The organism is Cupriavidus sp. SHE (assembly GCF_000812445.1).
Classification (GTDB): domain Bacteria; phylum Pseudomonadota; class Gammaproteobacteria; order Burkholderiales; family Burkholderiaceae; genus Cupriavidus; species Cupriavidus metallidurans.
In genome coordinates this window covers 15082-39915 of record NZ_JWMB01000039.1, presented here as the reverse complement: position 1 = coordinate 39915, position 24834 = coordinate 15082, and the positions used below count along the sequence as shown (strand labels likewise).

Below are 24834 nucleotides of genomic sequence, written 5' to 3'. Positions count from 1 at the left end.
CGAATCAGAGGATCGGATTCGGGTCGGTCTTCTCGAGTTCCAGCGACGCGGCCAGCAGGGCCAGGCGCGCCACCACGCCATACATGTAGAAGCGGTTCGGCACGGCCGCGCCCGGCTTGGCGTGGCTGTCCGGCATACCGTTCGGCGCGAAGGCCAGCGGCACGAAGTGCATGCCCGGCGCGTTCAGGTTCTCGTCGATGCCACGGCCCGTGTGCACGCGGTAGAAGCCGCCCACCACGTAGCGGTCGATCATGTAGACCACCGGCTCCGCCACCGCGTCGTTGACCTTTTCGAAGGTGTGCACGCCTTCCTGGATGATGACGTCGGAGACCTCGAGGCCCTCCTTCACGACACTCATCTTGTTGCGCTCCTTGCGATTCAGGCCCTTCACCTCGGACGGGTCGCGCACGGTCATGATGCCCATGCCGTAGGTGCCGGCGTCGGCCTTGACCACCACGTAGGGCGTTTCCTTGATGCCGTACTCGCGGTACTTTTTCGCGATCTTCTTGAGCACGCCTTCCACCGCGTCAGCCAACTCTTCCTCGCCGATGCGCTCATGGAAGTTCACGCCAGTCTGCCGCGCGAAATACGGATTCACCATCCACGGGTCGATGTCGATCAGCTTGGCGAACTTCTTGGCCACCTCGTCATAGGCGGCGAAGTGGCTGCTCTTGCGGCGGGTGGACCAGCCGGCATGCAACGGCGGCAGCAGGTACTGCTCGTTGATGTTCTCCAGGATCGGCGGAATCCCGGCCGACAGGTCGTTATTCAGCAGGATCGAGCAGGGATCGAAATCCTTCAGGCCCAGCCGGCGGCCCTTGGCGCCAAGGCGCGCGAGCGGCTCCACCACCAGCGTCTGGCCGTCGGGCAGCTCGATCGGCGTGGGTTCGGTGATTTCCTCGGACAGCGAGCCCAGGCGCACATTGAGGCCCGCCTGGCGCATGATCAGCGACAGCCGCGCCACGTTCTGCAGATAGAACATGTTGCGGGTGTGGCGCTCGGGAATCAGCAGCAGGTTCTTGGCGTCCGGGCAGATCTTCTCGATCGCGGCCATGGCGGCCTGGACCGCCAGCGGCAGCATTTCGGGCGCGAGGTTGTTGAAACCGCCCGGGAACAGGTTGGTGTCGACCGGCGCCAGCTTGAAGCCGGCGTTGCGCAGGTCCACGGAACAATAGAACGGCGGAGTATGCTCCTGCCATTCCAGCCTGAACCAGCGCTCGATGGACGGTGTGGCGTCCAGGATCTTCTTCTCGAGTTCGAGCAGCGGACCGTTCAGCGCGGTGATGAGATGCGGGACCATATCCATCCTAATGAATCAGCTTTATTGTCCGCCCCGATTGTAGTGGAACGGCCACGAGGCTGCAGGCCCGCCCTGAATAAGCATATGCGGAGCCCAGCATAAGGGATCTGAATATGGGGATGTTTGACGCATTTCAAAGGCCCGGAGACCATGCGCCGCCCCATGGGTGCTACATGCGTGCTCCATGGGCAAAAAAAAGCGCGACATGGCGTCGCGCTTTCAAATGGCCTGACAGATACGGGGAGCGTTCTGCAGGTGGAGGAAACTGCCTCACTGGCACTCTATGCCCCGCAGGCATTAAAGACAATTGAGACTTTTTAAGATCCGATTTAAGCACCCTGCGAATACTGACACCCGTTTGAGGGGCGAGCCCGAAAATAAAAAAGCCCCGGCACATGGCCGGGGCGAAACTCCTGAGAGAAGATTCCCAATCAGCTCTCCAGCACAACACCTTGGCAGATATCAGACTTCATACGCGGTTTCACCGTGCGAGGTGATATCCAGACCTTCGCGCTCTTCCTCTTCCGGCACGCGCAGGCCAATCAACATATCGACCAGCTTGTAGGCCACCAGCGCTACCACGCCGGACCAGACGATCGTGGTCAGCACACCTTCGAACTGGATCCAGACCTGACCGGCGATCGAGTAGTCGTCGGCCACCTTGTTGGCAACGTAGTCATAGATGCCCGTACCGCCCAGGCTCGGCGCGGCGAACACACCGGTCAGCAGCGCGCCGAGAATACCGCCCACGCCGTGCACACCGAACACGTCCAGCGAATCGTCCATGCCCAGCAGGCGCTTCAGACCGGTCACGCCCCACAGGCACAGCAGGCCGGCGATCAGGCCCATCGCGATCGAGCCCATCGGGCCGACGAAGCCGGCAGCCGGGGTGATCGCCACCAGGCCGGCGACAGCACCCGAGGCGCCACCGAGCATCGACGGCTTGCCCTTGCCGATCCACTCACCGAAGGTCCAGGAAACCACCGCGGCGGCCGTGGCCAGCAGCGTGTTGACGAAGGCCAGCGCGGCGCTGCCGTTGGCTTCCAGGGCCGAACCGGCGTTGAAGCCGAACCAGCCGAACCACAACAGCGAGGCGCCCACCATCGTGAAGGTCAGGCTGTGCGGGCGGATCGCTTCACGACCGAAGCCGATGCGCTTGCCGAACATGAACGCGCCCACCAGACCGGCCACGGCGGCGTTGATGTGCACCACCGTGCCACCCGCGAAATCGAGCGCGCCCTTCTGGAACAGCCAGCCGGCCTTGGCGGTGGCGGCGGTGCCTGCGGCGGCGTCGGTGTACGCATCCGGGCCGGGCCAGAACCAGACCATGTGTGCCATCGGGATGTAGGCGAACGTGAACCAGAGGACCACGAAGACCAGCACCGCCGAGAACTTGGCCCGCTCGGCGAAGGCGCCGATGATCAGGCTGCAAGTGATCGCCGCGAACGCGCACTGGAACGCGAAGTAGCCCAGTTCCGGCACCACCACGCCCTTGCTGAACGTGGCGGCCACGGCATCGACCGTCAGGCCCTTCATGAACAGACGGTCCGTGCCACCGAAGAAGGCGTTGCCCTCCGTGAACGCGAAGCTATAGCCGTAGATGGCCCACAGGATCGAGATCACCGAGAAGATCATCAGGCACTGCATCAGCACCGACAGCATGTTCTTCGAGCGGACCAGGCCGCCGTAGAACAGCGCCAGGCCCGGCAGCGTCATCAGGATCACGAATGCGGTGGAGACCAGCAGCCAGGCCGTGTCGCCCTTGTTAGGCACCGGGGCAGCCGGCGCGGCGGCAGCTTCGGCGGGCGCCGCGGCAGGCGCGGCCGCCGGTGCGGCCGCAGCCGCAGCCGGTGCTGCCACGGCGGCTGCCGGGGTTGCGGACGCCGTCGCGGCCGATGCTTCCGCGGCGGGCTTGTCCTGCGCCACGGCGTGGGTGGAGAGGCCGAGGCCGGCCGTGCCGAGCGCCAGCGTCATCGCGCCGGCCGTCAGGATTCGCTTGAACCAGGTTTTCATTTGCTTAACCTCTTTCCGGGGGTGTCTCGTGTCACAGGGCATCGCCGCCGGTCTCGCCGGTGCGGATGCGAATGACTTGTTCTATGGGTGCGACGAAGATCTTGCCGTCGCCGATCTTGCCGGTGCGGGCCGACTTCTCCACGGCCTCGATGGCTCGCTCCACCACTTCGTCGGGCACCGCCACCTCGATCTTCACCTTGGGCAGGAAGTCGACGATGTACTCGGCGCCGCGATACAGCTCCGTGTGGCCCTTCTGCCGGCCGAAGCCCTTGACCTCGGTCACGGTGATCCCGGACACGCCCACATCGGAGAGCGCCTCGCGCACCTCGTCGAGCTTGAACGGCTTGATGACTGCAATAATGAGTTTCATCGGTTATCTCCTCTGGACGGGCCAGCTTCGGCCCACCCTGACTGACGCGCAATTAGAAAGTCTTGGAAAGCGAGACCCACGCGGTGTTGTTGCCCACGTTGTGGTTATAGCTGTTCGTGTAGAACGACTCCTTCGCATTGGTGCCGATGTAGGCAACCGCCAGCGCGAAGCCCTTGCCCAGGTCCTTCGTCAGGCCGACCTTCCAGTCCAGATAGGAAGCGGCGCTGTTGTGCTGGACGTTCTGGTAGCCAAGGTGCGCGTTCAGCGTCAGGTCCCACACGTTCAGCGGATAGTTGAAGGCGAGGTCGATGTAGCTGCTGTACTGGCTGTTGGCGATCCCGAACAGGTTGGTCACGGCCTGCGAGTACTTCAGGAACACCGGGCCATAGCCGATGCCCGCGTACAGCTCGGTGGTGTACGGGCGCGGGTTGGAGTAGCCGCCCGGGTAGAAGTACTGCAGCACGCCGACGTCATAGTTGAACTCCAGATCGCTCATCTTGAACGTGTTCTTGAAACCACCATAGAAGTCCATCTCGACCGGCGCCGACACGCTCTTGTCGGCGTCCGAGATCCAGCTGATGGTGGAGTTCCAGTTGCCGATGTAGAAGCCGCTCTCATGGGCATAGTCGAACCCGCCCTGGATGGCCGGACGGCGGTTGGTCTGGCTGAGACCGCGATAGCGGTAGTCAGAGACCAGCGACACGTTGGCCGTGATCGTGTGGGGCGATGCCGGCTCGGCGGCGGGTGCGGCTGCCGGCGCTGCCGCCTCCGGCGCGCTCTGTGCGAACGCAACGGAGGTGGCAAGGCAGAACAGGGCCGCAGCGGCGCTGACTGCGAGGCTCGACTTCTTCATCGGTTTTTCTCCTTTTCCTTTAGGTTCTTCGCTGGCTCGAGGGTGAGAGGCTGCTGTTTGTGCACAGCGTTATGGTGTTGACGCTCCCGGTTGCTGTACTGCAACACCCGTGCCAGCTCATGGCCATCGCCCTGCGACACCGTTGATTGCCCAGTCAGAAATCGTCGTCAAGCGGTGTCCGAACCACTTTGACGACAATGCCGGGCGACAGGTATTTGCCGCCCGAAGGATCGAAAAACCGCTAAAAAATGTGCGCTGGCGTTGCCGGAGCTTTCATGGCGGCCGCCGAAGCGCCATAATCCGCGTCATGCAAGGTCAAGTGCCGCGTGCTTGGCGTACGAGCACCCGACGGCTGGCATGGCACGGCGTGTCAGACACCCGCCGGGGCGCTACGCCCCAGAGCAGTGCATCTGCGCGACAGGCATGCCCGCCGAGCGCCGCGATGCGACGCCCCACCACGGTGCAGACATGGTGAATGGGGCGCAGCCGCCCGCCATGCGCACGCCGGCCTGACCCGAATCATTCGAAATTGGTCACCACAGGAGTTCCACCATGAAACCGACCGATCTCTTCAACGACCTGCAAAGCAAGGTCAGCGAAGCGCTGCGCAACTCGCCGGCCAAGGACATCGAAAAAAACGTGCGCAGCATGATGACGCAGGGCTTCGCGCGCCTTGACCTGGTCACGCGCGAGGAATTCGACGTCCAGTCGCAGGTGCTGGCCCGCACCCGCGCCCGACTGGAAGAACTTGAAGCCCGCGTGGCAGAACTCGAGCGCCGCGTTGGCGGCACGCCAACCGGCGGAGCATGACGCCGCGCCCACGGCACCCCGTTCAATGCCAGAAAGGCCACCGGATCCCGGTGGCCTTTTTCGTTAACACTTCCGCAAAGATATGAGCCTGGCCGTCCTGCGCAGCCGCGCCCTGACTGGAATCGAGGCACCGCCCGTCTCCGTCGAAATCCACCTCGCGAACGGGTTGCCCGCCTTCAATATCGTCGGGCTGGCCGATACCGAAGTCCGCGAGAGCCGCGAGCGCGTACGCGCGGCACTGCTCAACAGCGAGTTCGAATTTCCCAACCGGCGCATCACGGTCAACCTGGCGCCCGCCGATCTGCCCAAGGAGTCCGGCCGTTTCGACCTGGCGATTGCACTGGGCATCCTGGCGGCCAGCGGGCAGTTGCAGGCCGATACGCTCGACGCCTTCGAGTTCGCCGGCGAGCTTTCGCTGGCGGGGGATCTGCGCCCGGTACGCGGCGCGCTCGCGATGGCAATGGGACTGGCTCGCGATAACGCCCGACGCGTGGCGGAGGATCGCCCGCCGCGCGCCTTCGTCGTCGCCAGCGAGAATGGCGCGGAAGCGGCCCTGGTCGAAGCCGTGATCGTGCATGCCGGCGCGACGCTGCGCGACGTCTGCCATCACATCGGGCTGCTTCCCGAGCGGCCGCTGCCGCGCGCCCGGCCGCCAGCCCGGGTTGAGGTATCCGCCGATGGTCCCGATATGCGCGACGTTCGCGGCCAGGCACAAGCCCGACGCGCCATGGAGATCGCCGCCGCGGGCCAGCACTCCGTACTGCTGGTCGGCCCGCCCGGCACTGGCAAATCGATGCTGGCCCAGCGCTTCCCTGCCCTGCTGCCGCCGATGACCGAGGCCGAAGCGCTCGAGGCAGCGGCCGTGCAGAGCCTGACCTCGGGCGGCTTCCACCCGTCCCGCTGGGGCCATCGCCCGTTCCGCAGTCCGCACCATACGGCCAGCGCGCCTGCCCTGGTCGGCGGGGGCGCCTCGCCACGCCCTGGGGAAATATCGCTGGCGCATCACGGCGTGCTCTTTCTCGACGAACTGCCCGAGTTCGAGCGGCGCGTGCTCGAAGTCCTGCGCGAGCCGCTCGAAACCGGCCGCATCACGATCTCGCGTGCCGCCGGGCAGGCCGATTTCCCGGCGCGCTTCCAGTTCGTGGCGGCGATGAATCCCTGCCCTTGCGGCTACCTCGGGCATCCCACCCGCATGTGCCGCTGCACGCCGGATCAGGTGCAGCGTTACCAGTCACGCCTGTCGGGCCCGTTGCTCGACCGCGTGGACCTGCAAATCGAAGTGCCCGCCCAGAGCCAGCAGGAAATGTTCGATGGACAGCCGGGCGAACCGAGCCAGACCGTGCGCGCCCGCGCCGTCGCCGCACGCGAACGTCAAATGACACGACAAGGCACGCCGAACAGCGAACTAGCCGGTCGCGCGATCGAGACACACTGCCCACTCGACGACGAGGCCCGAACGCTGCTGCGCGACGCGATGCAGAAGCTGGGATGGTCGGCGCGCGCGTACTTCCGGGTGCTCAAGGTAGCCAGAACGATCGCGGACCTGGATGGCGCGGAGGTTCTGACAGCCGGCCACGTGGCCGAGGCGATTCAGTACCGGCGCGTGCTGCGAACCGCCTAAGAAAAAATGACGAGGCCCGCAAACGCGGGCCTCGTCATTTTCAGCTTCCACTCAAACCGGTGGCTCCACCGGTGGCGGTGGCGGCTCCTCGATCGGCGGCTGGTCGGCGGGGAAGCCGGGCGGCGTCGGCTCACCCGGTGGAGGCTCCCGATGGGCGCGATACGTGGTTTGCAGGTGGGCGACGGCAGGCATCGGGGTTCTCCATAGATTCCTGATCACTCCCTATTGAAGCAAACCTGTCGACCGTGCGCCACCCGCCCTCGCCATCAACGCTCAGGCGTGATGACGCCGGACAAAGAACAGCGCGGTGCCCACGGCCACCAGCACGCTGCCGAAGAAACGGTTTTGCCAGCGCACGGCACGCGCGTTGCGGAACAGGCCCTGCATGCGCGACGCCAGTAGCGCATAGCCGTGCATCACGATCAGGTCCACAAAGCACATCGTCGCCGCCAGGATAGCCAGTTGCAGCCCGAGCGCATGCGTCGGGTCGATGAATTGCGGCAGCACGGCCACCATGAAGATGATGCCCTTGGGGTTGGTGACGTTCGTCAGCAGCCCCGTGGCGAAGCGCCGGCGCCGGCTCATGGTGGCCACACGCACCGTCTTGTCCTCGCTGTTCTGCGGGTTCGTCTCAACCTTGGCACGCCACTGCTGGATACCCAGGTAGATCAGATACATCGCGCCAATCGTCTTGACCACCAGGAATGCTTCTTCGGACGCCAGCAGCAGTGCGCCAAGTCCACCGCCTGCGATCAGCAGGATGATCACCAGGCCGGTCTGCAGGCCCAGAATCGTCGTCGACGTCTTCTTCAGGCCGTATGACAGGCCGTGACTCATCGACAGCACGGCGCCCGAACCGGGCGAGACAGCGATCACCCAGCACGCGGCAAAATAGGCCAGCCAGACTTCCCAACGCATGACGAACTCCTTGATTGACTACCTGAAAGACTTGGAACGGATTTAGAACGGGTGAAAACCGGTGAGGAACTGCTCGACCTGCTCGGCCTGGCGCGCATCCTTCGCCGCATCGCCGGCCTCGAGCACCACTGCCTGATAGACGCGCGAGCCGGACGCCACCAGCCGCGCGGTCAGTCGGCGCGGTGATTTGTCCTGGGGCGATATGCCAGCGACAGTCACCTCCACGCCGTCCAGCGCGACGGGTGGCTGCCCCGCCGACATGACCGTGACCGGACGCGAGCGCGCGGGGCTGTCGGGATGCGCACCGAGGTTGCCTACCAGGCCGGCCTGCATCGACGCCAGCGCCTCACGCCGTAGCCCCGCATCGTCGGCGGGAAGGGAAACCACGCCGACGGCGAACAACGTGTTGTCGATCCGGGCGGCCTCCATGCGCATCGGCAACTGGCGCCCGGCGATCGCCACATCGCGTGCGGCGCTGGTCGGCTTGTCCGGATATAGCGCCGCATACTGCCCTTCGTTCGAGACGATGGTGCGCCAGTCATAGCGCGGCGAGCAGCCGGCCAGAGCCAGCAGCACGATGGCAATCAGCAGGGGAACGCGAGGGGCAGGTCGGGGGCTGGGGCGGCGCATGGGGGATGTCGGCGCAATCTGGCGCAAGCCGGTATTATCCGGGAAGCCGCGCACGTTCGCACCAGATGCGCACGAAATCAAATGCGGCGACGTCTTCACCAGGTTCTCACGAATACCCACCGACGCCCCAGCATGACGCCCCGCACGCCCCTGCTTCGCTCCGTTCTGCATGGTCTCGCCGCGCTGTTGCTGCTGGTGGGCCCGGCCGTGTCGATGGCGGCAAGCCATCTGCCGCCCGTCACCGATATTGCCGCCCAGTCCGCCGACGCCGCGAAACAGGGCGGGCCGCTGGTCGTGCTGGTCAGCTTGCCCGGCTGCACGTATTGCGAGACCGCCCGCCGCAACTATCTGGCGCCACAGGCAGCCGCCGGCGAGATCACCGCGCGCGAGCTCGACATGACGGCCGACACGCCGCTGCGCGACGCCGACGGCACCATGACCACCGCAAAGCAATGGGCACGCGCCCACAACATCACGGTGGCCCCGACCGTCCTGTTCCTGGATCGTAACGGCCGCAACCTGGCCAGCCCGCTGCGCGGCCTGCAGCCGGACTTCTACGGCGCCTACCTCGAACAAGCCGTGGATACGGCACGCGCCAAGCTCGCCGAAGGGCTGGCGGCGTCCAAGTAGTCAATCACCAGGAAATGCGGCGGAATGCCGCAGATAGTGCGCATTTGATCCGGCTTGCCACTGCCGGCTAACAGCGGCAGTAGAATAGCCGCTGTCTGTAGATGGCCTCCCCTCGGGACCGTAACCCCATGTCGAATTCCGCCACCCCTGCCACACCTTCGAGCAAGAAGCGCTGGCCGATCGCTGTAGCCGTTGTCATCGTCGCGCTGCTCGGCTTCTTCGGCTACCGCGCCATGACGCCCGCGAATACGGTCCCCGACGCCACATTCACGCTGCTTTCGGGCGAAAAGCTCAGCACTGGCGACCTGAAGGGCAAGGTCTACCTGATCAACTTCTGGGCCACAAGCTGCGCCACGTGCGTCAAGGAAATGCCTCAGATGGTCAGCACCTACAAGCAGTTCAAGGACAAGGGGCTGGACTTCGTGGCGGTGGCGATGAACTACGACCCGCCGATGTACGTGATGAACTACGCCAAGACCCGTGAACTGCCATTCAAGGTGGCGATGGACGCCGACGGCGCGGCGGCCAAGGCCTTCGGCAACGTCCAGCTCACGCCGACGACCTTCGTGGTGGACAAGAACGGCAAGATTCTCAAGCGCTACGTGGGCGAGCCCGAGTGGGACGCCCTGCACAAGCTGCTCGACGGCGCACTGGCCAACGCGGCCTGAACAACGCCAAACCCAACGAAAAGGTGCCCATGCGGCACCTTTTTTGTTGCCCGGCTCACATCGTCGGGCATCCGGCTTGCCTGTCAGGGCTGTATGGATATACAGTGAGTGCCAGATTTTTCTCATCGCATCCATCCGACTGCCTGCCCTGACGTGTTACCGGAACTTGCCCCTGAAGCCGCTGCCGAGTCGCCCGACACCGAGGTCGCCGACGCCCCCGTCTATCTTTCCCGGCTGAATCCGGAACAGCGCGCGGCGGTGGAGTACGACGGTGACGCGCCGCTGCTGATCATCGCCGGCGCGGGCTCTGGCAAGACCAACACGCTCGCGCATCGGGTGGCGCATCTGGTCGTGAACGGCGCCGATCCGCGCCGCATCCTGCTGCTGACGTTCTCGCGCCGCGCCGCGTCCGAAATGGGCCGCCGTGTCGAGCGCATAGTCGACCAGGCACTCGGCATCCAGACCGGCGCGGGGCGCGCCGCGCTGCAGTGGTCAGGCACGTTCCACGCCATCGGCGCCCGCCTGCTGCGCGAGTACGCCGAAACGCTCGGGCTTGCTCCGACCTTCACCATCAGCGACCGCGGCGATGCGGCCGACCTGATGCACGTGGTACGCCATGACCTCGGACTATCCGAGCAGACCTCACGCTTCCCGCGCAAGGAAACCTGCCTCGCAATCTATTCGCGTGTGGTCAACACACAGTTGCCGCTCGAGGTTGTGCTGAAGACGCAGTTCCCGCGCTACGCGATGTGGGCGGACGCGCTCAAGGGCCTGTTCGCCGCCTACGTGGAAGCCAAGCAGAAGCAGCAGGTGCTCGACTACGACGACCTGCTGCTCTACTGGGCGCAGGCGATGACCGAGCCCGCACTGGCGCAGGACATGGGCGCGCGCTTCGACCATGTGCTGGTCGACGAGTACCAGGACACCAACGCGTTGCAGGCGTCGATCCTGCTGGCGCTCAAGCCGCAAGGGCGCGGCCTGACCGTGGTGGGCGATGACGCGCAGTCGATCTACGCATTCCGCGGCGCCACCGTGCGCAATATCCTCGATTTCCCGACACAGTTCTCGCCGCCGGCCGAGCAGGTCACGCTGTCGCAGAACTATCGCTCGACGCAGCCGATCCTCGGTGCCGCCAATGCCGTGATTGGCCTCGCGGCCGAACGCTTCACCAAGGATCTCTGGTCCCTGCGCGAATCGGCGGAGAAGCCCGGCGTGGTGGTGGTCAACGACGAGGCCGAGCAGGCGCGCTTCGTCGTCGAGCAGGTACTGGCGCGGCGCGAGGCTGGCTTGTCGCTGATGCAGCAGGCGGTGCTGTTCCGCGCGGCCGACCACAGCGCCCAGGTCGAGATCGAATTGGCCCGGCGCAATATCCCGTTCGTGAAGTTCGGCGGACTGAAGTTTCTGGAGTCGACGCACGTCAAGGACGTGATGGCCGTGGTGCGCTGGCTGGAAAATCCACGCGACCGCATGGCCGGATTCCGCACGCTGCAGTTGCTGCCCGGCGTCGGCCCGAAAACGGCCGCGCGCGTGCTCGAAGGACTGGAAGCCGCCACCGAACCGTTGATCGCGCTCGAAGCCTTCGAGCCGCCCCCCGCCGCCGCGCCCGCCTGGGATGAACTGGTGACGCTGGCGCGTGCGCTGATGGCGCCGACTTCGCCCTGGCCATCTGAATTCGAGCAGGTGATCGCCTGGTACATGCCGCACCTCGAACGGATGCACGACGATGCCGCCGCGCGGCAGGCGGACCTGCAGCAGATCGAACACATCGCGGCCACCTATGCGTCGCGGGAACGCTTCCTCACCGAACTCACGCTCGACCCGCCCAGCGCGTCGAGCGACGAATCGGGCGTGCCCTCGCGCGACGAGGACTACCTGATTCTGTCGACGATCCACTCGGCCAAGGGGCAGGAGTGGAAGGCCGTGTACGTGCTCAATGCAGTCGATGGCTGCATGCCATCCGATCTTGCCACCGGCACCACCGAGGAAATCGAGGAAGAGCGCCGCCTGCTGTACGTGGCGATGACGCGCGCGCGCGACCACCTCGACATCGTCGTGCCACAGCGCTTCTACGTGCACAACCAGGTCGGCTTTGGCGATCGCCACGTCTACGCATCGCGCACGCGCTTCCTGCCGAACCGCGTGATGCCGAATTTCTACAGCCGCTCGTGGCCGCCCGCGCCGATGCCGGGGGAAGGCCAGGCGAAGGCCACGCTACCGCAGGTAGACCTCGCCAGCCGAATGCGCGGCATGTGGAAGTAGGAAACCGCTAGTTACCGAAAGTTACCGCCAGAGTTCGTCAGGCCAGTTCGATGCCTGCGCCACGCACGACCTCAACCAGCGCGCCCTGACGGAGCAGCGCCGCCATAGCCTCGATGTCGTCGGTCATATAGCGATCGATCGACAGGAACGGCACGCGCTCCCGCACGAACGCGAACACGGCGCGGCCTGCCGGCGCCAGTTGCTCGACCGCGCCCGCGAGTTCGGCAGCCTGGCATGACGCCAGCAACTCCAGCGCGAGGATGTACTGGTTATTGTCGAGAATGCGGCGGGCATTGCGAGCGGCGATCAGCCCCATGCTGACCACATCCTGGTTGTCGCCGTTCGACGGCACGCTCTGGATGCTCGCCGGGCTGCAGATCGTGCGGTTCTCGGCGATCAGCGCCGTGGCCGGATACTGTGCCCCGGCAAACCCGCACGACAGCCCCTCGTTCGCCGCCGCCAGGAACGCCGGCAGATTGTTGTTCAGATGCGGGCTCAGCAGGCGGTTCAGGCGGCGCTCCGACACCACGCCCAGTTGCGTGGCGGCGATGGCCAGGAAGTCCATTGCGAATGCCACTTGCTGGCCGTGGAAGTTGCCGCCGTGGAACAGCTCGCCGTCTTCGAAGAACAGCGGATTGTCATTCGATGAATTGAGCTCGCGCTCGACCACGGTGGCGCAATGGTCAAGCGTATCGCGCACCGCGCCAAGCACCTGCGGAATGCAGCGCAGCGTGTAGGCCTTCTGGATAAACACGCCAGTGCCGGTGTTCTTGGCCTCGCCCGCGCGTGTCTTCATCTCGGCGGACAGTTCGCCATGCCCGGAAAGCCGCGCCGAATCGGCCAGCAGCGCGCGCATGTTCGCCGCCGAGCGGATCTGTCCCGGATGCGGTTTGGCGATGTCGTGCCCATGGGCCATGAAGGCATCGGCCGAGGCGGACAGTCCTTCGAGCGCCAGCGCCGCGATGATCTCGGCCTGCCGGACCTGCGCGCGCAGCGTCTCCAGCAACAGGCACGACACCCCGGTCATGGCCGATGTCCCGTTGATCAGCGCCAGCCCTTCCTTGTGCGCCAGCGCGAGCGGCGTGATGCCACGCTCGCGCAGGACTTCGGCCGTGGGTGCCGTACCGCCATCGTCGGTCAGCACCTTGCCTTCGCCGATCAGCGTGATGGCGACGTGCGACAGAGGCGCCAGATCACCGCTGGCCCCGAGCGAACCCACCTGCGGCACGGCCGGCGTGATACCGGCTTCCAGATACTTCAGCAGTTGTTCGATAACGGCCGGCCGCACCGCCGAATATCCGCGTGCCAACGCATTGGCACGCGCGACCATCATCGCGCGGACCTCGTCGCGCGAAAACAGCGGACCCACACCGGCGCAATGGCTGCGCAGCAGGTTCTCCTGCAGCGCACGGCCATGTTCGATGTCGACCCAGTTGTGTACCAGTTCGCCAAAGCCCGTGGAGACGCCGTAGATCGGCACATTGGCCGCAGCCACCTGCTCGAAGCGGGCGCGGGCATCGGCAACCTTGCCAAGGACGGGCTCCGGGACGATGGCGGCGCGCTCGCCGCGTGCGATGGCGGCGACGGTGTCGGGGGTCAGGTGGTGGCCGTCGATGTCGGCGGGATGGGCGTGGGGCATGGGTCGGGGCGTTAGCAATGGAGGCGCTTGCCCTCTGCCCTACCGTTATTCCGCTCGCGGGGTATCGCGGGATATCGCGGGATAGGAAACCGGGGAAGAGAGCCGGGCCAGAGTGTACCGACCCCCGCCTTCCCCGAGTACGGCCGTTACAGTCCGTAGCGTTTGATCTTGTCGTAAAGCGTCGCCTTGCCCACTTGCAGCAGGTCCGCCGCCTGGCTGACCGCACCGCCCGTGCGGGCCAGCGTATCGGCGATCACGGCGCGCTCGTAGCGCTCCATCCGCTCGCGCAGCGGCGTCGATTCGTCAACGGGATCCGCCTTGCCGCCGGCGTGCCCACCTTCCGGCACGCCCAGCACCAGTCGATCTGCCGCGTTGCGCAGTTCCCGCACATTGCCGGGCCAGGGCCGCTGCATCAGTTGCTGGCGCTGCATCTCGGACAGGATCGGCGCCGGCCGCTGATAGCGCACGGCGGCAACGAGCATGAAGTGCTCGAACAGCGGCACGATGTCCTCGCGCCGCTCGCGCAGCGGCGGTAGCGGAATCGTCACCACGTTGAGCCGGTACAGCAGATCCTGCCGGAACATGCCCTGCGCCACCAGTGCTTCCATATCCCCCTTCGAAGCCGCGATGATGCGCACGTCGATGGGTATCGACGTATTCGAGCCGAGCCGCTCCAGCGTGCCCTCCTGCAGCACGCGCAGCAGCTTCACCTGCAAGGCCAGCGGCATGCTCTCGATCTCGTCGAGGAACAGCGTGCCGCCCGACGCATGTTCGAGCTTGCCCACGCGCCGCTTGCCCGCGCCGGTAAATGCGCCGGCCTCATGGCCGAACATCTCGCTCTCGAAAATCGACTCTGGCACGGCACCACAATTCAGCGCGATGAAGGGCTGGTCACGCCGCGTGGAGAGCGCGTGCAGGCTCCGCGCCACGAGTTCCTTGCCCGTACCGGTCTCGCCGTTGATCATCACCGGCACATCGGTGGCCGCCACATTGGCGATCAGGTCGCGCACCTGCGCGATCGCCGGCGACCGGCCGATGATCCGCGTGCCGGCAGCCGGGCCAGCCAGCTCGCGGCGCAGCGCGTGGTTCTCCAGCTCAAGCGCGCGGCGCTCCAGCGCGCGGCGCACCGTTTCGGTCAGGCGATCCGCGCCGAACGGCTTCTCGATGAAGTCATAGGCGCCCTCGCGCATCGCCTGCACCGCCATCGTGATATCGCCGTGCCCCGTGACCAGGATCACCGGCACGCCCGGCGCGGCATTGCGGCAGTGCTGCAACAGGTCCAGCCCGCTCGCGCCGGACAGACGCACATCGGTAACCAGCACCCCGGGAAAATCCGCGCCAAGATGCGGCATCGCCGCTTCAGCCGAAGGCAGCGCCAGCACCGAGAAACCAGCCAGTTCCAGGCTCTGCGCCGTCGCCTGACGCACCAGTGGTTCGTCCTCGACAAACAGCACACGCAATCCGTCCCGCATCGCAATCATGTCTTTACCTGTCATCCTTGACGCCGTTCAGGCACCTCACGCCGTGGCCGTCTGGCGCGAGCGCCGCAGTGTCACGACGAATTCCGCGCCGCCACCTTCGACATTGCCGGCCGTCAGCTGCCCGCCGAACTCGCGCACGATCGACGTCGAAATCGCCAGCCCCAGGCCGAGCCCCTGACCGATCTCCTTGGTCGTGAAGAACGGCTCGAACAGGCGTGGCAGCGCTTCCGGCGCGATGCCGGGCCCATTGTCGCGCACGACCAGCGTCACGGTCTCGTCCGTCGCGCTGACGGCGATATCGACGCGGCCATCCTCGGCGCCGGCCGCCGCAATGGCATCGAGCGCATTGCCGACGAGATTCAGCAGCACCTGCTCGAGCTTGAGTTCGTCGGCCCATACGGCCAGGTCCGCCGTGTCGCCGTCGAGCCCCCGCACCCGTAGCATCACCCGACCCAGCCGTGGCGCGATCAGTTGCAGCACATGGTCGATGGCGGCGCGCACGCGCACGGCATTGCGGCGCTGACGCGCCTTGCCCGCGAACAGCTTGAGCTGGCCCGTGATCTTGCCCATCCGCTCGGTCAGATCGGCGATGGCGGAGAGATTGCCGGTGGCTGCATCGAGCTGGCCACGCTCCAGCAACACGCGCGTGTTGTCCGAGAACGTGCGCAGGGCCGCCAGCGGCTGGTTCAGTTCATGGGTGATGCCGGCTGCCATCTGCCCCAGCGCCGCCAGCTTGCTGGCCTGCACCAGTTCATCCTGCGTCGCGCGCAGTTCACCTTCGGTCCGCGCGCGCTCGGTCACTTCGGCTTCGAGTTGCTCGTTGATCGCCATCAGGTCGGCCGTACGAGCCTCCACGCGCCGTTCCAGTTGATCGTAGGCCGCTTCCAGCAGCCGGCGGCTGTATTGCATGTCACGCGCGCGCTGGCGGCGCTGGCGCAGGTTCACCAGCAGCAGGCAGATGCACGCATAGGCCAGCGCCGCGCCAATCGTCGCGGTGCGCGCGCTGGCCAGCACCGGGTCCAGTTGCGCCATCACCTGCATGTTCCAGCCGGCGGGCCCGACGGCGCGATTGATTTCCAGGTAGCGGTCCGCGCCATCGCTGGACAGACCGAAGTGCGCGCCCTGACCGTCATCGCCATCTCGTGCCGTGGCCCCCGTGCTGCCCGCGCCGCCAACCCTCACCAGCCGTTCGCCATCGTTGAGCGTGGTGCTGGCCAGCCAGCGCGAGACCGGGGAATCCAGCGGCTGGATCGGCAGCGGCGTGACATCGACGTCGTGATACTGGCGCGTGTTGTGCAGCTCGGCCTGAAGCGTGGGCGGCAGGGGCCGAAGCGTGCGGTACTGCCAGCCCGGCACCGACGACAGGAAGATCACGCCGTGGTCGTCGGACACCATCAGCGGCTCGGTGCTACCGGAGCCCGCGCGCTGGAACCATTCGAGGTTCAGCTTCACCACCGTCACGCCGATGACCTTGCCGCCCGACTCGATCGGCTGGGCGATGTAGTAGCCGGGCTCGTCGCTGGTGATGCCGATCGCGTAGAAGCGGCCAATCTGGCCGCGCGATGCCATCTGGAAGTACGGGCGGAAGCGGTAGTCGGTACCGACGAAGCTGCCCGGCTCGCCATGATTGCTGGCGGCCAGTGCCAGCCCGCTGGCTGCGATGACGTAGGTGGCCGACGCGCGGGCCCGGGTATTGACCTCGGCCAGGTAGTTGTTGGCCACGGCAATACGGGCCGGGTCTTCAGGATTGGCCAGCAGCGCGCGCACCGAAGGGTGCAGCGATACCAGCGCGGGAAGGAATTCGTAGCGGTCCAGCGTCGATTCGAGCGTGGCCGCATAACGGTCGGCACGCATGGCCGTGGACTGCTGCAATGCGGCGATGCCGCGCTGGACCGAAAACAGCCAGGTCAGCGAGCACAGCGCCAGAAGCCCCACCATCAGCGCGGCGGCAAACCCCCACCAGCGCGTGCTCGACTCCGGCGCGTGCACCGGGCCGGGCGCGGCAGGGTCATGCACGGCAAGGAAGTCGTCGGAATGGGGCATCGGCGCGCGCGGAAGCTCTCGCGCCGATGATACCCGCTGGCGGGGATGGCCGGCAGGTTCATCCGGGACAGCGCCGGCGCCCCCTTCCTGCGGGGCGCCGGTCGCTGCCCGGGTCACGTCAGCGGGCGCTGGCGTCGGCGAGGCTGCTCGCCTCATCTTCGCCCCGCAGCACGCGGGTCAGGCGGGCGCGGTCGAGCTCGTGCTCCCACGCCGAGACCACCACCGTGGCCACGCCGTTGCCGACGATGTTCGTCAGCGCGCGGCATTCGCTCATGAAGCGGTCGATACCGAGGATCAGCACCATGCCGGCCACCGGAATCGTCGGCACCACGGCCAGCGTGGCTGCCAGCGTGATGAAGCCCGAGCCGGTCACGCCGCTGGCGCCCTTCGAGGTCACCATCGCCACGGCCAGGATCGTGAGCTGCTGCATCAGCGTCAGCTCGATGTTGGTGGCCTGCGCGATAAAGATCACCGCCATCGTCATGTAGATGTTGGTGCCGTCCAGGTTGAACGAGTAACCGGTCGGCACAACAAGGCCCACCACCGACTTCGAGCAGCCGAGCTTCTCCATCTTCTCCATCAGGTGCGGCAGCGCGGCCTCGGAGGAGCTGGTGCCGAGCACGATCAGCAGTTCTTCCTTGATATACGCGACAAAGCGGATGATCGAGAAACCGGTCAGGCGCGCCACGGTACCCAGCACCACCAGCACGAACACGATCGCCGTGAGGTAGAACGTGCCGATCAGCTTGAGCAGCGGAATCAGCGAGCCCAGGCCGTACTTGCCGATGGTGAAGGCCATCGCGCCGAACGCGCCGATCGGGGCCACCTTCGTGATCACGTGCACGATGTGGAAGAACACCTTCGACACCTGGTCCACCATGTCGTGGATGATGCGCGCGCGCTCACCCACCACGGCCAGCGCCGATCCGAAGAACATCGAGACCATCAGGATCTGCAGGATGTCGCCGTTGGCGAACGCGCTGAAGATCGTGTCCGGGATGATGTGCATGAAGAATTCGACGGTGCTCTGACCGTGTGCCTTCGACACGTACTGCGCGATCGACTTCGTGTCCAGCGTGGCCGGATCGATGTTGAAGCCCACGCCCGGTTTGAGTACGTGCGTGGCGATCAGGCCGAGCAGCAGCGCGAACGTTGACACGATCTCGAAGTAAAGCAGCGCCTTGCCACCCACGCGGCCCACCTTCTTCATGTCGCGCATGCCGGCAATGCCGGACACCACGGTACAGAAGATGATCGGACCAATGATCATCTTGATCAGCTTGATGAAGGCGTCACCGAGCGGCTTCATGGCCACGCCGGTGTCGGGCCAGTAGTGGCCCAGCAGGATGCCCACGAATATCGCGAACAGGACCTGCACGTACAGGATCTTGTAGAAGGGTTTCCTCATGATGTCGTCCTCGGTGTTTGACCGGTGCCCCGGCGCACGATGGCGTGGCGCGTTGCGCGCCTCGACCTGAACGGCGGCGCGTCTGGAAGTAACTATTTGCAACAGGCGTGCCATCTGGGCACCCAGACGCAAGTCATTGATTTCAAAGAAAAGAGGAGAAATCCAGTGGCACCGGGTTCTGGAATTCCGGAAATCCGGAATTCGCAGCTCCGGAGATTCGGAAGGCCAGATGGCCCCAAACCTCGATATTTGTGGAGCCGCCGTCGCATTCGGGCGCCCATCATGGCGGGAGAGCGGCCCGACGGCCCCGGCCAGGGCCCGGATTCCGGAATTCCGTGCACCACGTGTTACGCGGAGTGGAGGCCGTGAACACGTATAATTCCGAGCTTCCAATTACGGGCGATGGCAGGCCACGACGCCTCGCCACACCGCGCCCCAAGTCAGCCGTCATGAGCAGCTACTACCAACACCACGTCTTCTTCTGCCTGAACCAGCGCGACGATGGCTCTGCCTGCTGCGCCGACCACAATGCGAAGGCCATGCAGGAATACGCCAAGAAACGCTGCAAGGAGCTTGGTATCGCCGGTGGCGAAGGCCGCGTGCGCATCAACAAGGCCGGCTGCCTGAACCGCTGTGAACTTGGACCGGTGCTCGTGGTCTACCCCGAGGCCGTCTGGTACACCTTCGTCGACGAGCAGGACATCGACGAAATCATCGAAAGCCATCTGATCAACGGAAAGCCCGTGCAGCGTCTGATGGTCGATCGCTGAAACGCGTTACCCGCCGAGCCATGCCGGGTCCAGCCCGGTTTTTTGTTGTGCCGCTGTTGTAGTTCCGTAGCTGCGCTGTAGTTACCCAGTAGTAGCCCAGTAGTTGCCCCGTTGTGCGAGAGCCGCCTGCCACCATGAACGCGCATACCCAGGTCACCACCGTCGCCGGCCCTGTCGGCGCCATCGACATCTCCATCGATCTGCCGCAGAACGCGCCCGTGCGCGGTCTGGCTCTCGTCGCGCATCCGCACCCGCTGTTCGCGGGCACCAAGGACAACAAGGTCGCGCAGACGCTGGCGCGTACCTTCGTTGCGCTGGGGTACGCCACGGTGCGCCCCAACTTCCGTGGCGTTGGCGGCACGGCCGGTGAGCACGACAAGGGCATTGGCGAGCAGGACGATCTGCTCGCCGTGATCGACTGGATGCGCACGCAGACCGCGTGGTCGCCCGACGTGGCCACGCTGCCGCTGGCGCTGGGCGGTTTCTCGTTCGGCAGCTTCGTGCAGACGCACGTGGCGCGCCGTCTGGCCGAAGCGGGCACGCCCGCGCAACGCCTGGTGGTGGTGGGTACCGCCACGAGCCGCTGGGACGTGGCCAACGTGCCGGCCGACACAATCGTGATCCACGGCGAGCAGGACGACACCGTGCCGCTCGCCAGCGTGTTCGACTGGGCACGCCCGCAGGACCTGCCGGTCATCGTCATTCCTGGCGCCGACCATTTCTTTCATCGCAAGCTGCACCTGATCAAGCAGCTCGTCGTCAACGCGTGGGACCGGTGAATCGCCCCGCCCGCGCCAATCCTTTCTTGTTGGAAACCTACACATGCTGAACAGAGTCACGCCGTACGTCGCATCCGCCATTGCTCCCGTAATCGTTGCGGCAACACTCGCCGCCGCGCCCGCAGCCGTGATGGCGCAAGGCGTGCCGGTGCCACAGGTCGCCGCCAAGTCCTGGATGCTGTACGACGTGACGAGCGGCCAGGCGCTGGCGTCACAGAATGCAGATATGCGCATCGAGCCGGCGTCGCTGACCAAGCTGATGACGGCCTACCTGGCGTTCGAGGCGCTCAAGGAAAAGCGCCTGACGCTGGATCAGACCGTCACGCCGACCGACATCGTGCGCAAGGTGAAAAGCGATGAATCGCGCATGTTCATCGAAGCCGGCAAGCCGGTCAGCGTGCAGGACCTGCTGCTGGGCCTGATCGTCCAGTCGGGCAACGACGCCTCGCTGGCGCTGGCCGAAGCCGTGGGCGGCTCGGAAGAAGGCTTCGTCGTGATGATGAACCGTGAAGCCCAGCGCATGGGCATGAAGAACACGCACTTCACGAACACCGACGGTGTGCCCGATCCGAACCACTACACCACGGCGGTGGACCTGGCGATCCTGACCACGCGCCTGATCAAGGACTTTCCCGAGTACTACTCGATGTACTCGCAGAAGGAGTTCACCTATAACAAGATCAGGCAGCCGAACCGCAACCGCCTGCTGTACATCGACCCGACCGTGGACGGCGTGAAGACCGGCCATACGAAGTCCGCAGGCTACTGCCTGATTTCGTCGGCAAAGCGTCCGCTGGCCAATGTGCCCAACGGCTCGCGCCGACTGGTGTCGATCGTGATCGGCACGGCCACCGAGCAGATCCGCACACAGGAAAGCCTGAAGATCCTGAACTACGGCTTCCAGTTCTTCGACACCCTGCGCCTGTACGACAAGGGCCAGGTGCTGGCCACGCCCGACATCTACAAGGGCAAGACCGGCACGATCAAGATCGGCGTGGCCAACGAGACGTTCGTCACGGTGCCCAAGGGCACGGGCTCGCGCCTCAAGCCGGTGCTGGAGCGCCAGGAACTGCTGATCGCGCCAATCACGGCCGGCCAGCAGGTGGGCACCGTCAAGCTGATGGACGGCGCCAACAAGGTGGCGGAATTCCCGGTGGTGGCGCTCGAGGAAGTGCCGGAGGCCGGCTTCTTCGGCCGCCTGTGGGATACGATCCGCCTCTGGTTCAAGCGCAAGTAAGAGTTCAAGGATTCGAGATGTCTACAGATTCGAACAACGGTCCGCTGATTCCGGGGGAGATTCCGCCGGAACAGTCGCTGATCGAGTACCCGAGCGATTTCCCGATCAAGGTCATGGGCGCGATGCAGGATGGCTTCGCCGAAGCGATCGTGACCCTGATCCAGGACTTCGACCCGAACTTCCACGCCGGCAAGATGGAGATGCGTCCGTCCCGCAACGGCAACTATCTGGGGCTGACGGTGACCGTGTGGGTCACGAGCCGCGAGCAACTCGACGAGCTGTATCGCGCGCTGACCGGGCATCCGATGGTCAAGGTGGTGCTGTAACCGCATGAACGTCATCACCCTCAAGCCGGGCAAGGAAAAGTCTCTGCTCCGGCGCCATCCGTGGGTCTACGCCACGGGCATCGCCGCTACCGAAGGCCGTTGCGAACCGGGATCGACCGTGGTCATCCGCAGCGCGGACGGCCGCTTCCTGGCGCGCGGCGCGTACAGCCCCGAATCACAGATCCGCGCGCGTGTCTGGACGTTCGACGAGAACGAGCCGGTCGATCACGCGATGTTCAAGCGCCGCGTGTCGGCGGCCCTGACACACCGCAAGCAATGGGTGCGCGACACCGACGCCGTGCGCCTGATCTTCGGCGAGTCCGACCGCCTGCCAGGTCTGATCGTCGACTACTACGGCCAGGGCGAACGCGGCCAGCTCGTCTGCCAGTTCAACGCCGCGGGCGTGGAGCAATGGAAGGACGCGCTGGTGCAGGCGCTGATCAAGGAAACCGGCTGCCCGAACGTCTACGAACGTTCTGACGCGGCGGTGCGCCAGCGCGAAGGACTGCCGCTGGTGACCGGCGTGCTGGCCGGCGCCGAGCCCGACCCGGAGCTGTCGGTGACCGAGCACGGCGTGCGCTACCACGTCGACGTGCGCAACGGCCACAAGACCGGCTTCTACGTGGACCAGCGCGACAACCGCAAGCTCGTCGGCGACCTCGCCGAGGGCCGCGAGGTGCTGAACTGCTTCTGCTACACCGGCGGCTTCTCGCTGGCGGCGCTGCGTGGCGGCGCCACGTCGGTGACGTCGATCGATTCGTCGGGCGAGGCGCTCAAGATCGCGGCCAGCAACGTGACGCTGAACGGTTTCGATCCGGCGCGCGCCACGTGGCTCGACGCGGATGTCTTCAAGACGCTGCGCGAGTTCCGCGCCGAGGGCCGTCAGTTCGACCTGATCGTGCTGGACCCGCCCAAGTTCGCGCCGTCGGCACAGCATATCGACCGTGCTGCCCGCGCTTACAAGGAAATCAACCTGGTCGGGATGCAGTTGCTGCGTCCGGGCGGCCTGCTGTTCACGTACTCGTGCTCGGGTGCGATCAGCATGGAGCTGTTCCAGAAGATCGTGGCGGGCGCGGCCACCGATGCGCGCTCGGATGCGCGGATCCTGCGCCGCCTGTCGGCCGGCACGGACCATCCGATGTCGGCGGCCTTCCCGGAAGGCGAATATCTGAAGGGTCTGCTGCTCGAGAAGATCTGACCGGAGTCAGGGCATGGGCCGAAAATCGTCCGGAAAGGCCAAACTCAGGGTTTTCCGGAATTGTCCTCGGCCTGACTTCTTGCGGTCACAAACAGCTACTAAGATTCGTCTCACGGTAAGGCATTGGCAGGTGTCTGACCGTCTCTTCTTATCAGTCTTCGTGGTAATCGCCCCGCTAACCCAGCGGGGCCTTTTTTTTTTGGCTCTGCGCTAACTCACGACTCGTCGTGGCTTTCAGCAAGCAGGCGAGGTCTTCGTGCCCCAACCGCGCAGGGGACGATTGGCAGGATTCCCATTCCAGACCCCAAGGCAAGCGCATAGACTGCGCCCTCTAGCCCGGCGCCACGCTACCCGAAACTCCCTATAATCGAACGATCGTTCCATAACACGGATGTGAGGAGACTTCATGCCTGCCGCCAAGCTTATTCCGCCAGTGCTGCAAAACCTGGCCCTGCCCGTTATCGCGTCGCCAATGTTCATCGTCAGCTATCCGGAACTGGTGCTGGCGCAGTGCAAGGCCGGCATCGTCGGCTCGTTCCCCGCGCTAAACGCGCGCCCCGCCGAACTGCTCGATGAATGGCTGACCCAGATCCAGGCGGAACTGGCCAACTTCAAGGCGGCGAATCCCGGCAAGCCGGTGGGCCCGATCGCGGTCAACCAGATCGTGCACGCCTCCAACGCGCGCCTCGAGCATGACGTGAAGGTCTGCGTCGAACACAAGGTGCCGATCTTCATCACGTCGCTGCGCGCCCCGCCCAAGGAAATGATCGACGCCGTGCACAGCTACGGCGGCATCGTGCTGCACGATGTCATCAACATTCGCCACGCTGAAAAAGCGATCGAGGCCGGCGTTGACGGCCTGATCCTGGTGGCGGCCGGTGCAGGCGGCCATGCCGGCACGCTATCGCCGTTCGCGCTGGTGGGCGAAGTGCGCAAGTTCTTCGACGGCCCGATCGCGCTGTCCGGCTCCATCGCCACCGGTGAAGCCGTGCTGGCCGCGCAGGCCATGGGCGCGGATTTCGCCTACGTGGGCACACGCTTCATCGCATCGCAAGAGGCGCACGCAGCGCTCGAGTACAAGCAGTCGATCACCAGTTCGGCCGCGTCGGACATCATTTACACGAACCTGTTCACGGGCGTGCACGGCAACTACATCCGCGAGAGCATCGTCAATTCGGGGCTCGATCCGGAGAACCTGCCCGTGGCCGACAAGAGCAAGATGGACTTCTCCAGCGGCAGCTCGAAGGCCAAGGCATGGAAGGACATCTGGGGCGCCGGTCAGGGCGTGGGCCAGATCGAAGACATCCCCACCGCCGGAGAGATCGTGGCGCGCATGAAGAGCGAGTACGACGCCGCGCGCGCCCGCCTGGGGCTGGTAGCATAAGGGCGTTTCCGCCCTTGGCGCGCTAGCCGCATTTCTCCAGTTGCAACCAGACGACCCCGAACGCCAGACCACGCTGACGCACCGCGAACGCGCCATTCGCGCGTTCTGGGTCACTTGCGGCACCCTGAGCCTCGCGCTCGGGGTCATCGGCATCTTCCTGCCAGTCCTCCCCACCACACCATTCGTCCTGCTGGCGGCCGCGTGCTTTGCGCGTGGCTCGGAGCGCTTTCATCGCTGGCTGCTCGCACATCACCGCTTCGGTCCGCTCGTGCACGATTGGCAGACCCACCGCAGCATCCCGTTCCGGGCCAAATGCCTGGCGTTGTCGATGATGTGGCCTTCGATGATCATCACGGCATGGCTGATGCGCGAACGGCCTGTGGCGTCGATCACCCTGATCGCGATCGCGCTGGGGACCACCGTGTGGATGGTGCGCCTGCCCACGCGGCCTCGCGGCGGCCATGCGCGGAGCAGCAACGCGCAGCCGGAATGATCCG

General features: G+C 65.4%; 23 protein-coding genes. 12 read left to right on the top strand and 11 right to left on the bottom strand.

The features are described 5' to 3' along the window. Positions 1 to 4 precede the first annotated feature (4 nt). The 4 genes from gshA to RN01_RS19400 form a co-directional block, all read right to left on the bottom strand. Positions 5 to 1300 (bottom strand): glutamate--cysteine ligase, encoded by a 1296-nt coding sequence (gshA, locus tag RN01_RS19415; protein WP_011515140.1) that lies wholly within the window; start codon positions 1298 to 1300, stop codon positions 5 to 7. Between the two features lie 462 nt (positions 1301 to 1762). Next, the gene (locus RN01_RS19410; protein ID WP_017513633.1) at positions 1763 to 3313 is read right to left on the bottom strand and encodes an ammonium transporter; all 1551 of its coding nucleotides are present in this window, start codon (positions 3311 to 3313) and stop codon (positions 1763 to 1765) included. A gap of 31 nt (positions 3314 to 3344) precedes the next feature. Further along, entirely contained in the window at positions 3345 to 3683 is a 339-nt protein-coding gene (locus tag RN01_RS19405; protein ID WP_008652254.1) for a P-II family nitrogen regulator, read from the bottom strand. Positions 3684 to 3735: 52 nt separating this feature from the next. Beyond that, positions 3736 to 4536, bottom strand: a complete 801-nt coding sequence (locus RN01_RS19400) for a TorF family putative porin (protein WP_017513634.1) — start codon at positions 4534 to 4536, stop codon at positions 3736 to 3738. A 552-nt stretch (positions 4537 to 5088) separates the two neighbouring features. On the opposite strand from RN01_RS19400, the gene RN01_RS19395 reads away from it, so the two are divergent. Continuing rightward, positions 5089 to 5346: an accessory factor UbiK family protein gene (locus RN01_RS19395; RefSeq protein WP_008652257.1), complete on the top strand. Its 258-nt coding sequence runs from the start codon at positions 5089 to 5091 to the stop codon at positions 5344 to 5346. A gap of 82 nt (positions 5347 to 5428) precedes the next feature. Next, positions 5429 to 6967 (top strand): YifB family Mg chelatase-like AAA ATPase, encoded by a 1539-nt coding sequence (locus tag RN01_RS19390; protein ID WP_024569299.1) that lies wholly within the window; start codon positions 5429 to 5431, stop codon positions 6965 to 6967. 51 nt (positions 6968 to 7018) lie between these two features. Here RN01_RS19390 and RN01_RS34000 read toward each other — a convergent pair whose 3' ends face one another. The 3 genes from RN01_RS34000 to RN01_RS19380 all read right to left on the bottom strand — a co-directional run bounded on the left by RN01_RS34000 (position 7019) and on the right by RN01_RS19380 (position 8515). Continuing rightward, the gene (locus RN01_RS34000; protein WP_155877842.1) at positions 7019 to 7159 is read right to left on the bottom strand and encodes a hypothetical protein; all 141 of its coding nucleotides are present in this window, start codon (positions 7157 to 7159) and stop codon (positions 7019 to 7021) included. An 81-nt stretch (positions 7160 to 7240) separates the two neighbouring features. Continuing rightward, entirely contained in the window at positions 7241 to 7885 is a 645-nt protein-coding gene (locus tag RN01_RS19385) for a LysE family transporter (RefSeq protein WP_008652617.1), read from the bottom strand. 42 nt (positions 7886 to 7927) lie between these two features. Then, positions 7928 to 8515 carry a hypothetical protein gene (locus tag RN01_RS19380; protein WP_029306767.1) on the bottom strand — a complete coding sequence of 196 codons (588 nt, stop codon included), beginning with the start codon at positions 8513 to 8515 and terminating at the stop codon, positions 7928 to 7930. Positions 8516 to 8647: 132 nt separating this feature from the next. On the opposite strand from RN01_RS19380, the gene RN01_RS19375 reads away from it, so the two are divergent. The 3 genes from RN01_RS19375 to RN01_RS19365 all read left to right on the top strand — a co-directional run bounded on the left by RN01_RS19375 (position 8648) and on the right by RN01_RS19365 (position 12072). Continuing rightward, positions 8648 to 9145 (top strand): thioredoxin family protein, encoded by a 498-nt coding sequence (locus RN01_RS19375; RefSeq protein WP_017511805.1) that lies wholly within the window; start codon positions 8648 to 8650, stop codon positions 9143 to 9145. Positions 9146 to 9273: 128 nt separating this feature from the next. Then, positions 9274 to 9813 carry a TlpA disulfide reductase family protein gene (locus RN01_RS19370; protein WP_008652614.1) on the top strand — a complete coding sequence of 180 codons (540 nt, stop codon included), beginning with the start codon at positions 9274 to 9276 and terminating at the stop codon, positions 9811 to 9813. A gap of 153 nt (positions 9814 to 9966) precedes the next feature. Beyond that, positions 9967 to 12072 carry an ATP-dependent helicase gene (locus RN01_RS19365; RefSeq protein WP_017511804.1) on the top strand — a complete coding sequence of 702 codons (2106 nt, stop codon included), beginning with the start codon at positions 9967 to 9969 and terminating at the stop codon, positions 12070 to 12072. A gap of 37 nt (positions 12073 to 12109) precedes the next feature. Here RN01_RS19365 and cmdF read toward each other — a convergent pair whose 3' ends face one another. From cmdF to RN01_RS19345, 4 genes are all read right to left on the bottom strand, one after another. After that, on the bottom strand, positions 12110 to 13711 hold the full coding sequence (cmdF, locus tag RN01_RS19360; protein WP_017511803.1) for a tyrosine 2,3-aminomutase: 1602 nt from the start codon (positions 13709 to 13711) through the stop codon (positions 12110 to 12112). A gap of 146 nt (positions 13712 to 13857) precedes the next feature. Next, entirely contained in the window at positions 13858 to 15183 is a 1326-nt protein-coding gene (locus RN01_RS19355; RefSeq protein WP_024569298.1) for a sigma-54 dependent transcriptional regulator, read from the bottom strand. Between the two features lie 45 nt (positions 15184 to 15228). Further along, a complete protein-coding gene (locus RN01_RS19350) occupies positions 15229 to 17235 on the bottom strand; it encodes an ATP-binding protein (protein ID WP_017511801.1) in 2007 nt (668 codons plus the stop codon). A gap of 118 nt (positions 17236 to 17353) precedes the next feature. Next, positions 17354 to 18643 carry a dicarboxylate/amino acid:cation symporter gene (locus RN01_RS19345; protein WP_024569297.1) on the bottom strand — a complete coding sequence of 430 codons (1290 nt, stop codon included), beginning with the start codon at positions 18641 to 18643 and terminating at the stop codon, positions 17354 to 17356. Positions 18644 to 19092: 449 nt separating this feature from the next. Between RN01_RS19345 and RN01_RS19340 the strand changes: the two genes are divergently transcribed. From RN01_RS19340 to RN01_RS19310, 7 genes are all read left to right on the top strand, one after another. Next, on the top strand, positions 19093 to 19413 hold the full coding sequence (locus tag RN01_RS19340) for a ferredoxin (RefSeq protein WP_008641760.1): 321 nt from the start codon (positions 19093 to 19095) through the stop codon (positions 19411 to 19413). A gap of 134 nt (positions 19414 to 19547) precedes the next feature. Beyond that, entirely contained in the window at positions 19548 to 20192 is a 645-nt protein-coding gene (locus RN01_RS19335; RefSeq protein ID WP_008641761.1) for an alpha/beta hydrolase, read from the top strand. A 43-nt stretch (positions 20193 to 20235) separates the two neighbouring features. After that, complete coding sequence (locus tag RN01_RS19330) at positions 20236 to 21429, top strand: D-alanyl-D-alanine carboxypeptidase family protein (RefSeq protein WP_008641765.1); 1194 nt, start codon at positions 20236 to 20238, stop codon at positions 21427 to 21429. A 17-nt stretch (positions 21430 to 21446) separates the two neighbouring features. Then, complete coding sequence (locus tag RN01_RS19325) at positions 21447 to 21755, top strand: YbeD family protein (RefSeq protein ID WP_008641766.1); 309 nt, start codon at positions 21447 to 21449, stop codon at positions 21753 to 21755. A gap of 4 nt (positions 21756 to 21759) precedes the next feature. Beyond that, positions 21760 to 22953, top strand: coding sequence for a class I SAM-dependent rRNA methyltransferase (locus RN01_RS19320; RefSeq protein WP_017513971.1), 1194 nt, complete (start codon positions 21760 to 21762; stop codon positions 22951 to 22953). A gap of 406 nt (positions 22954 to 23359) precedes the next feature. Beyond that, positions 23360 to 24337: a nitronate monooxygenase family protein gene (locus tag RN01_RS19315; protein ID WP_008641770.1), complete on the top strand. Its 978-nt coding sequence runs from the start codon at positions 23360 to 23362 to the stop codon at positions 24335 to 24337. 40 nt (positions 24338 to 24377) lie between these two features. Then, the gene (locus RN01_RS19310) at positions 24378 to 24830 is read left to right on the top strand and encodes a YbaN family protein (protein ID WP_017513970.1); all 453 of its coding nucleotides are present in this window, start codon (positions 24378 to 24380) and stop codon (positions 24828 to 24830) included. Positions 24831 to 24834: the final 4 nt, after the last annotated feature.

What these genes read in the sequence shown, in the direction of transcription:
- gshA (WP_011515140.1), bottom strand. Translation starts at nt 1,300, where the DNA reads ATGGTCCCGCATCTCATCACCGCGCTGAACGGTCCGCTGCTCGAACTC.
- RN01_RS19410 (WP_017513633.1), bottom strand. Translation starts at nt 3,313, where the DNA reads ATGAAAACCTGGTTCAAGCGAATCCTGACGGCCGGCGCGATGACGCTG.
- RN01_RS19405 (WP_008652254.1), bottom strand. Translation starts at nt 3,683, where the DNA reads ATGAAACTCATTATTGCAGTCATCAAGCCGTTCAAGCTCGACGAGGTG.
- RN01_RS19400 (WP_017513634.1), bottom strand. Translation starts at nt 4,536, where the DNA reads ATGAAGAAGTCGAGCCTCGCAGTCAGCGCCGCTGCGGCCCTGTTCTGC.
- RN01_RS19395 (WP_008652257.1), top strand. Translation starts at nt 5,089, where the DNA reads ATGAAACCGACCGATCTCTTCAACGACCTGCAAAGCAAGGTCAGCGAA.
- RN01_RS19390 (WP_024569299.1), top strand. Translation starts at nt 5,429, where the DNA reads ATGAGCCTGGCCGTCCTGCGCAGCCGCGCCCTGACTGGAATCGAGGCA.
- RN01_RS34000 (WP_155877842.1), bottom strand. Translation starts at nt 7,159, where the DNA reads ATGCCTGCCGTCGCCCACCTGCAAACCACGTATCGCGCCCATCGGGAG.
- RN01_RS19385 (WP_008652617.1), bottom strand. Translation starts at nt 7,885, where the DNA reads ATGCGTTGGGAAGTCTGGCTGGCCTATTTTGCCGCGTGCTGGGTGATC.
- RN01_RS19380 (WP_029306767.1), bottom strand. Translation starts at nt 8,515, where the DNA reads ATGCGCCGCCCCAGCCCCCGACCTGCCCCTCGCGTTCCCCTGCTGATT.
- RN01_RS19375 (WP_017511805.1), top strand. Translation starts at nt 8,648, where the DNA reads ATGACGCCCCGCACGCCCCTGCTTCGCTCCGTTCTGCATGGTCTCGCC.
- RN01_RS19370 (WP_008652614.1), top strand. Translation starts at nt 9,274, where the DNA reads ATGTCGAATTCCGCCACCCCTGCCACACCTTCGAGCAAGAAGCGCTGG.
- cmdF (WP_017511803.1), bottom strand. Translation starts at nt 13,711, where the DNA reads ATGCCCCACGCCCATCCCGCCGACATCGACGGCCACCACCTGACCCCC.
- RN01_RS19355 (WP_024569298.1), bottom strand. Translation starts at nt 15,183, where the DNA reads ATGCGGGACGGATTGCGTGTGCTGTTTGTCGAGGACGAACCACTGGTG.
- RN01_RS19350 (WP_017511801.1), bottom strand. Translation starts at nt 17,235, where the DNA reads ATGCCCCATTCCGACGACTTCCTTGCCGTGCATGACCCTGCCGCGCCC.
- RN01_RS19345 (WP_024569297.1), bottom strand. Translation starts at nt 18,643, where the DNA reads ATGAGGAAACCCTTCTACAAGATCCTGTACGTGCAGGTCCTGTTCGCG.
- RN01_RS19340 (WP_008641760.1), top strand. Translation starts at nt 19,093, where the DNA reads ATGAGCAGCTACTACCAACACCACGTCTTCTTCTGCCTGAACCAGCGC.
- RN01_RS19335 (WP_008641761.1), top strand. Translation starts at nt 19,548, where the DNA reads ATGAACGCGCATACCCAGGTCACCACCGTCGCCGGCCCTGTCGGCGCC.
- RN01_RS19330 (WP_008641765.1), top strand. Translation starts at nt 20,236, where the DNA reads ATGCTGAACAGAGTCACGCCGTACGTCGCATCCGCCATTGCTCCCGTA.
- RN01_RS19325 (WP_008641766.1), top strand. Translation starts at nt 21,447, where the DNA reads ATGTCTACAGATTCGAACAACGGTCCGCTGATTCCGGGGGAGATTCCG.
- RN01_RS19320 (WP_017513971.1), top strand. Translation starts at nt 21,760, where the DNA reads ATGAACGTCATCACCCTCAAGCCGGGCAAGGAAAAGTCTCTGCTCCGG.
- RN01_RS19315 (WP_008641770.1), top strand. Translation starts at nt 23,360, where the DNA reads ATGCCTGCCGCCAAGCTTATTCCGCCAGTGCTGCAAAACCTGGCCCTG.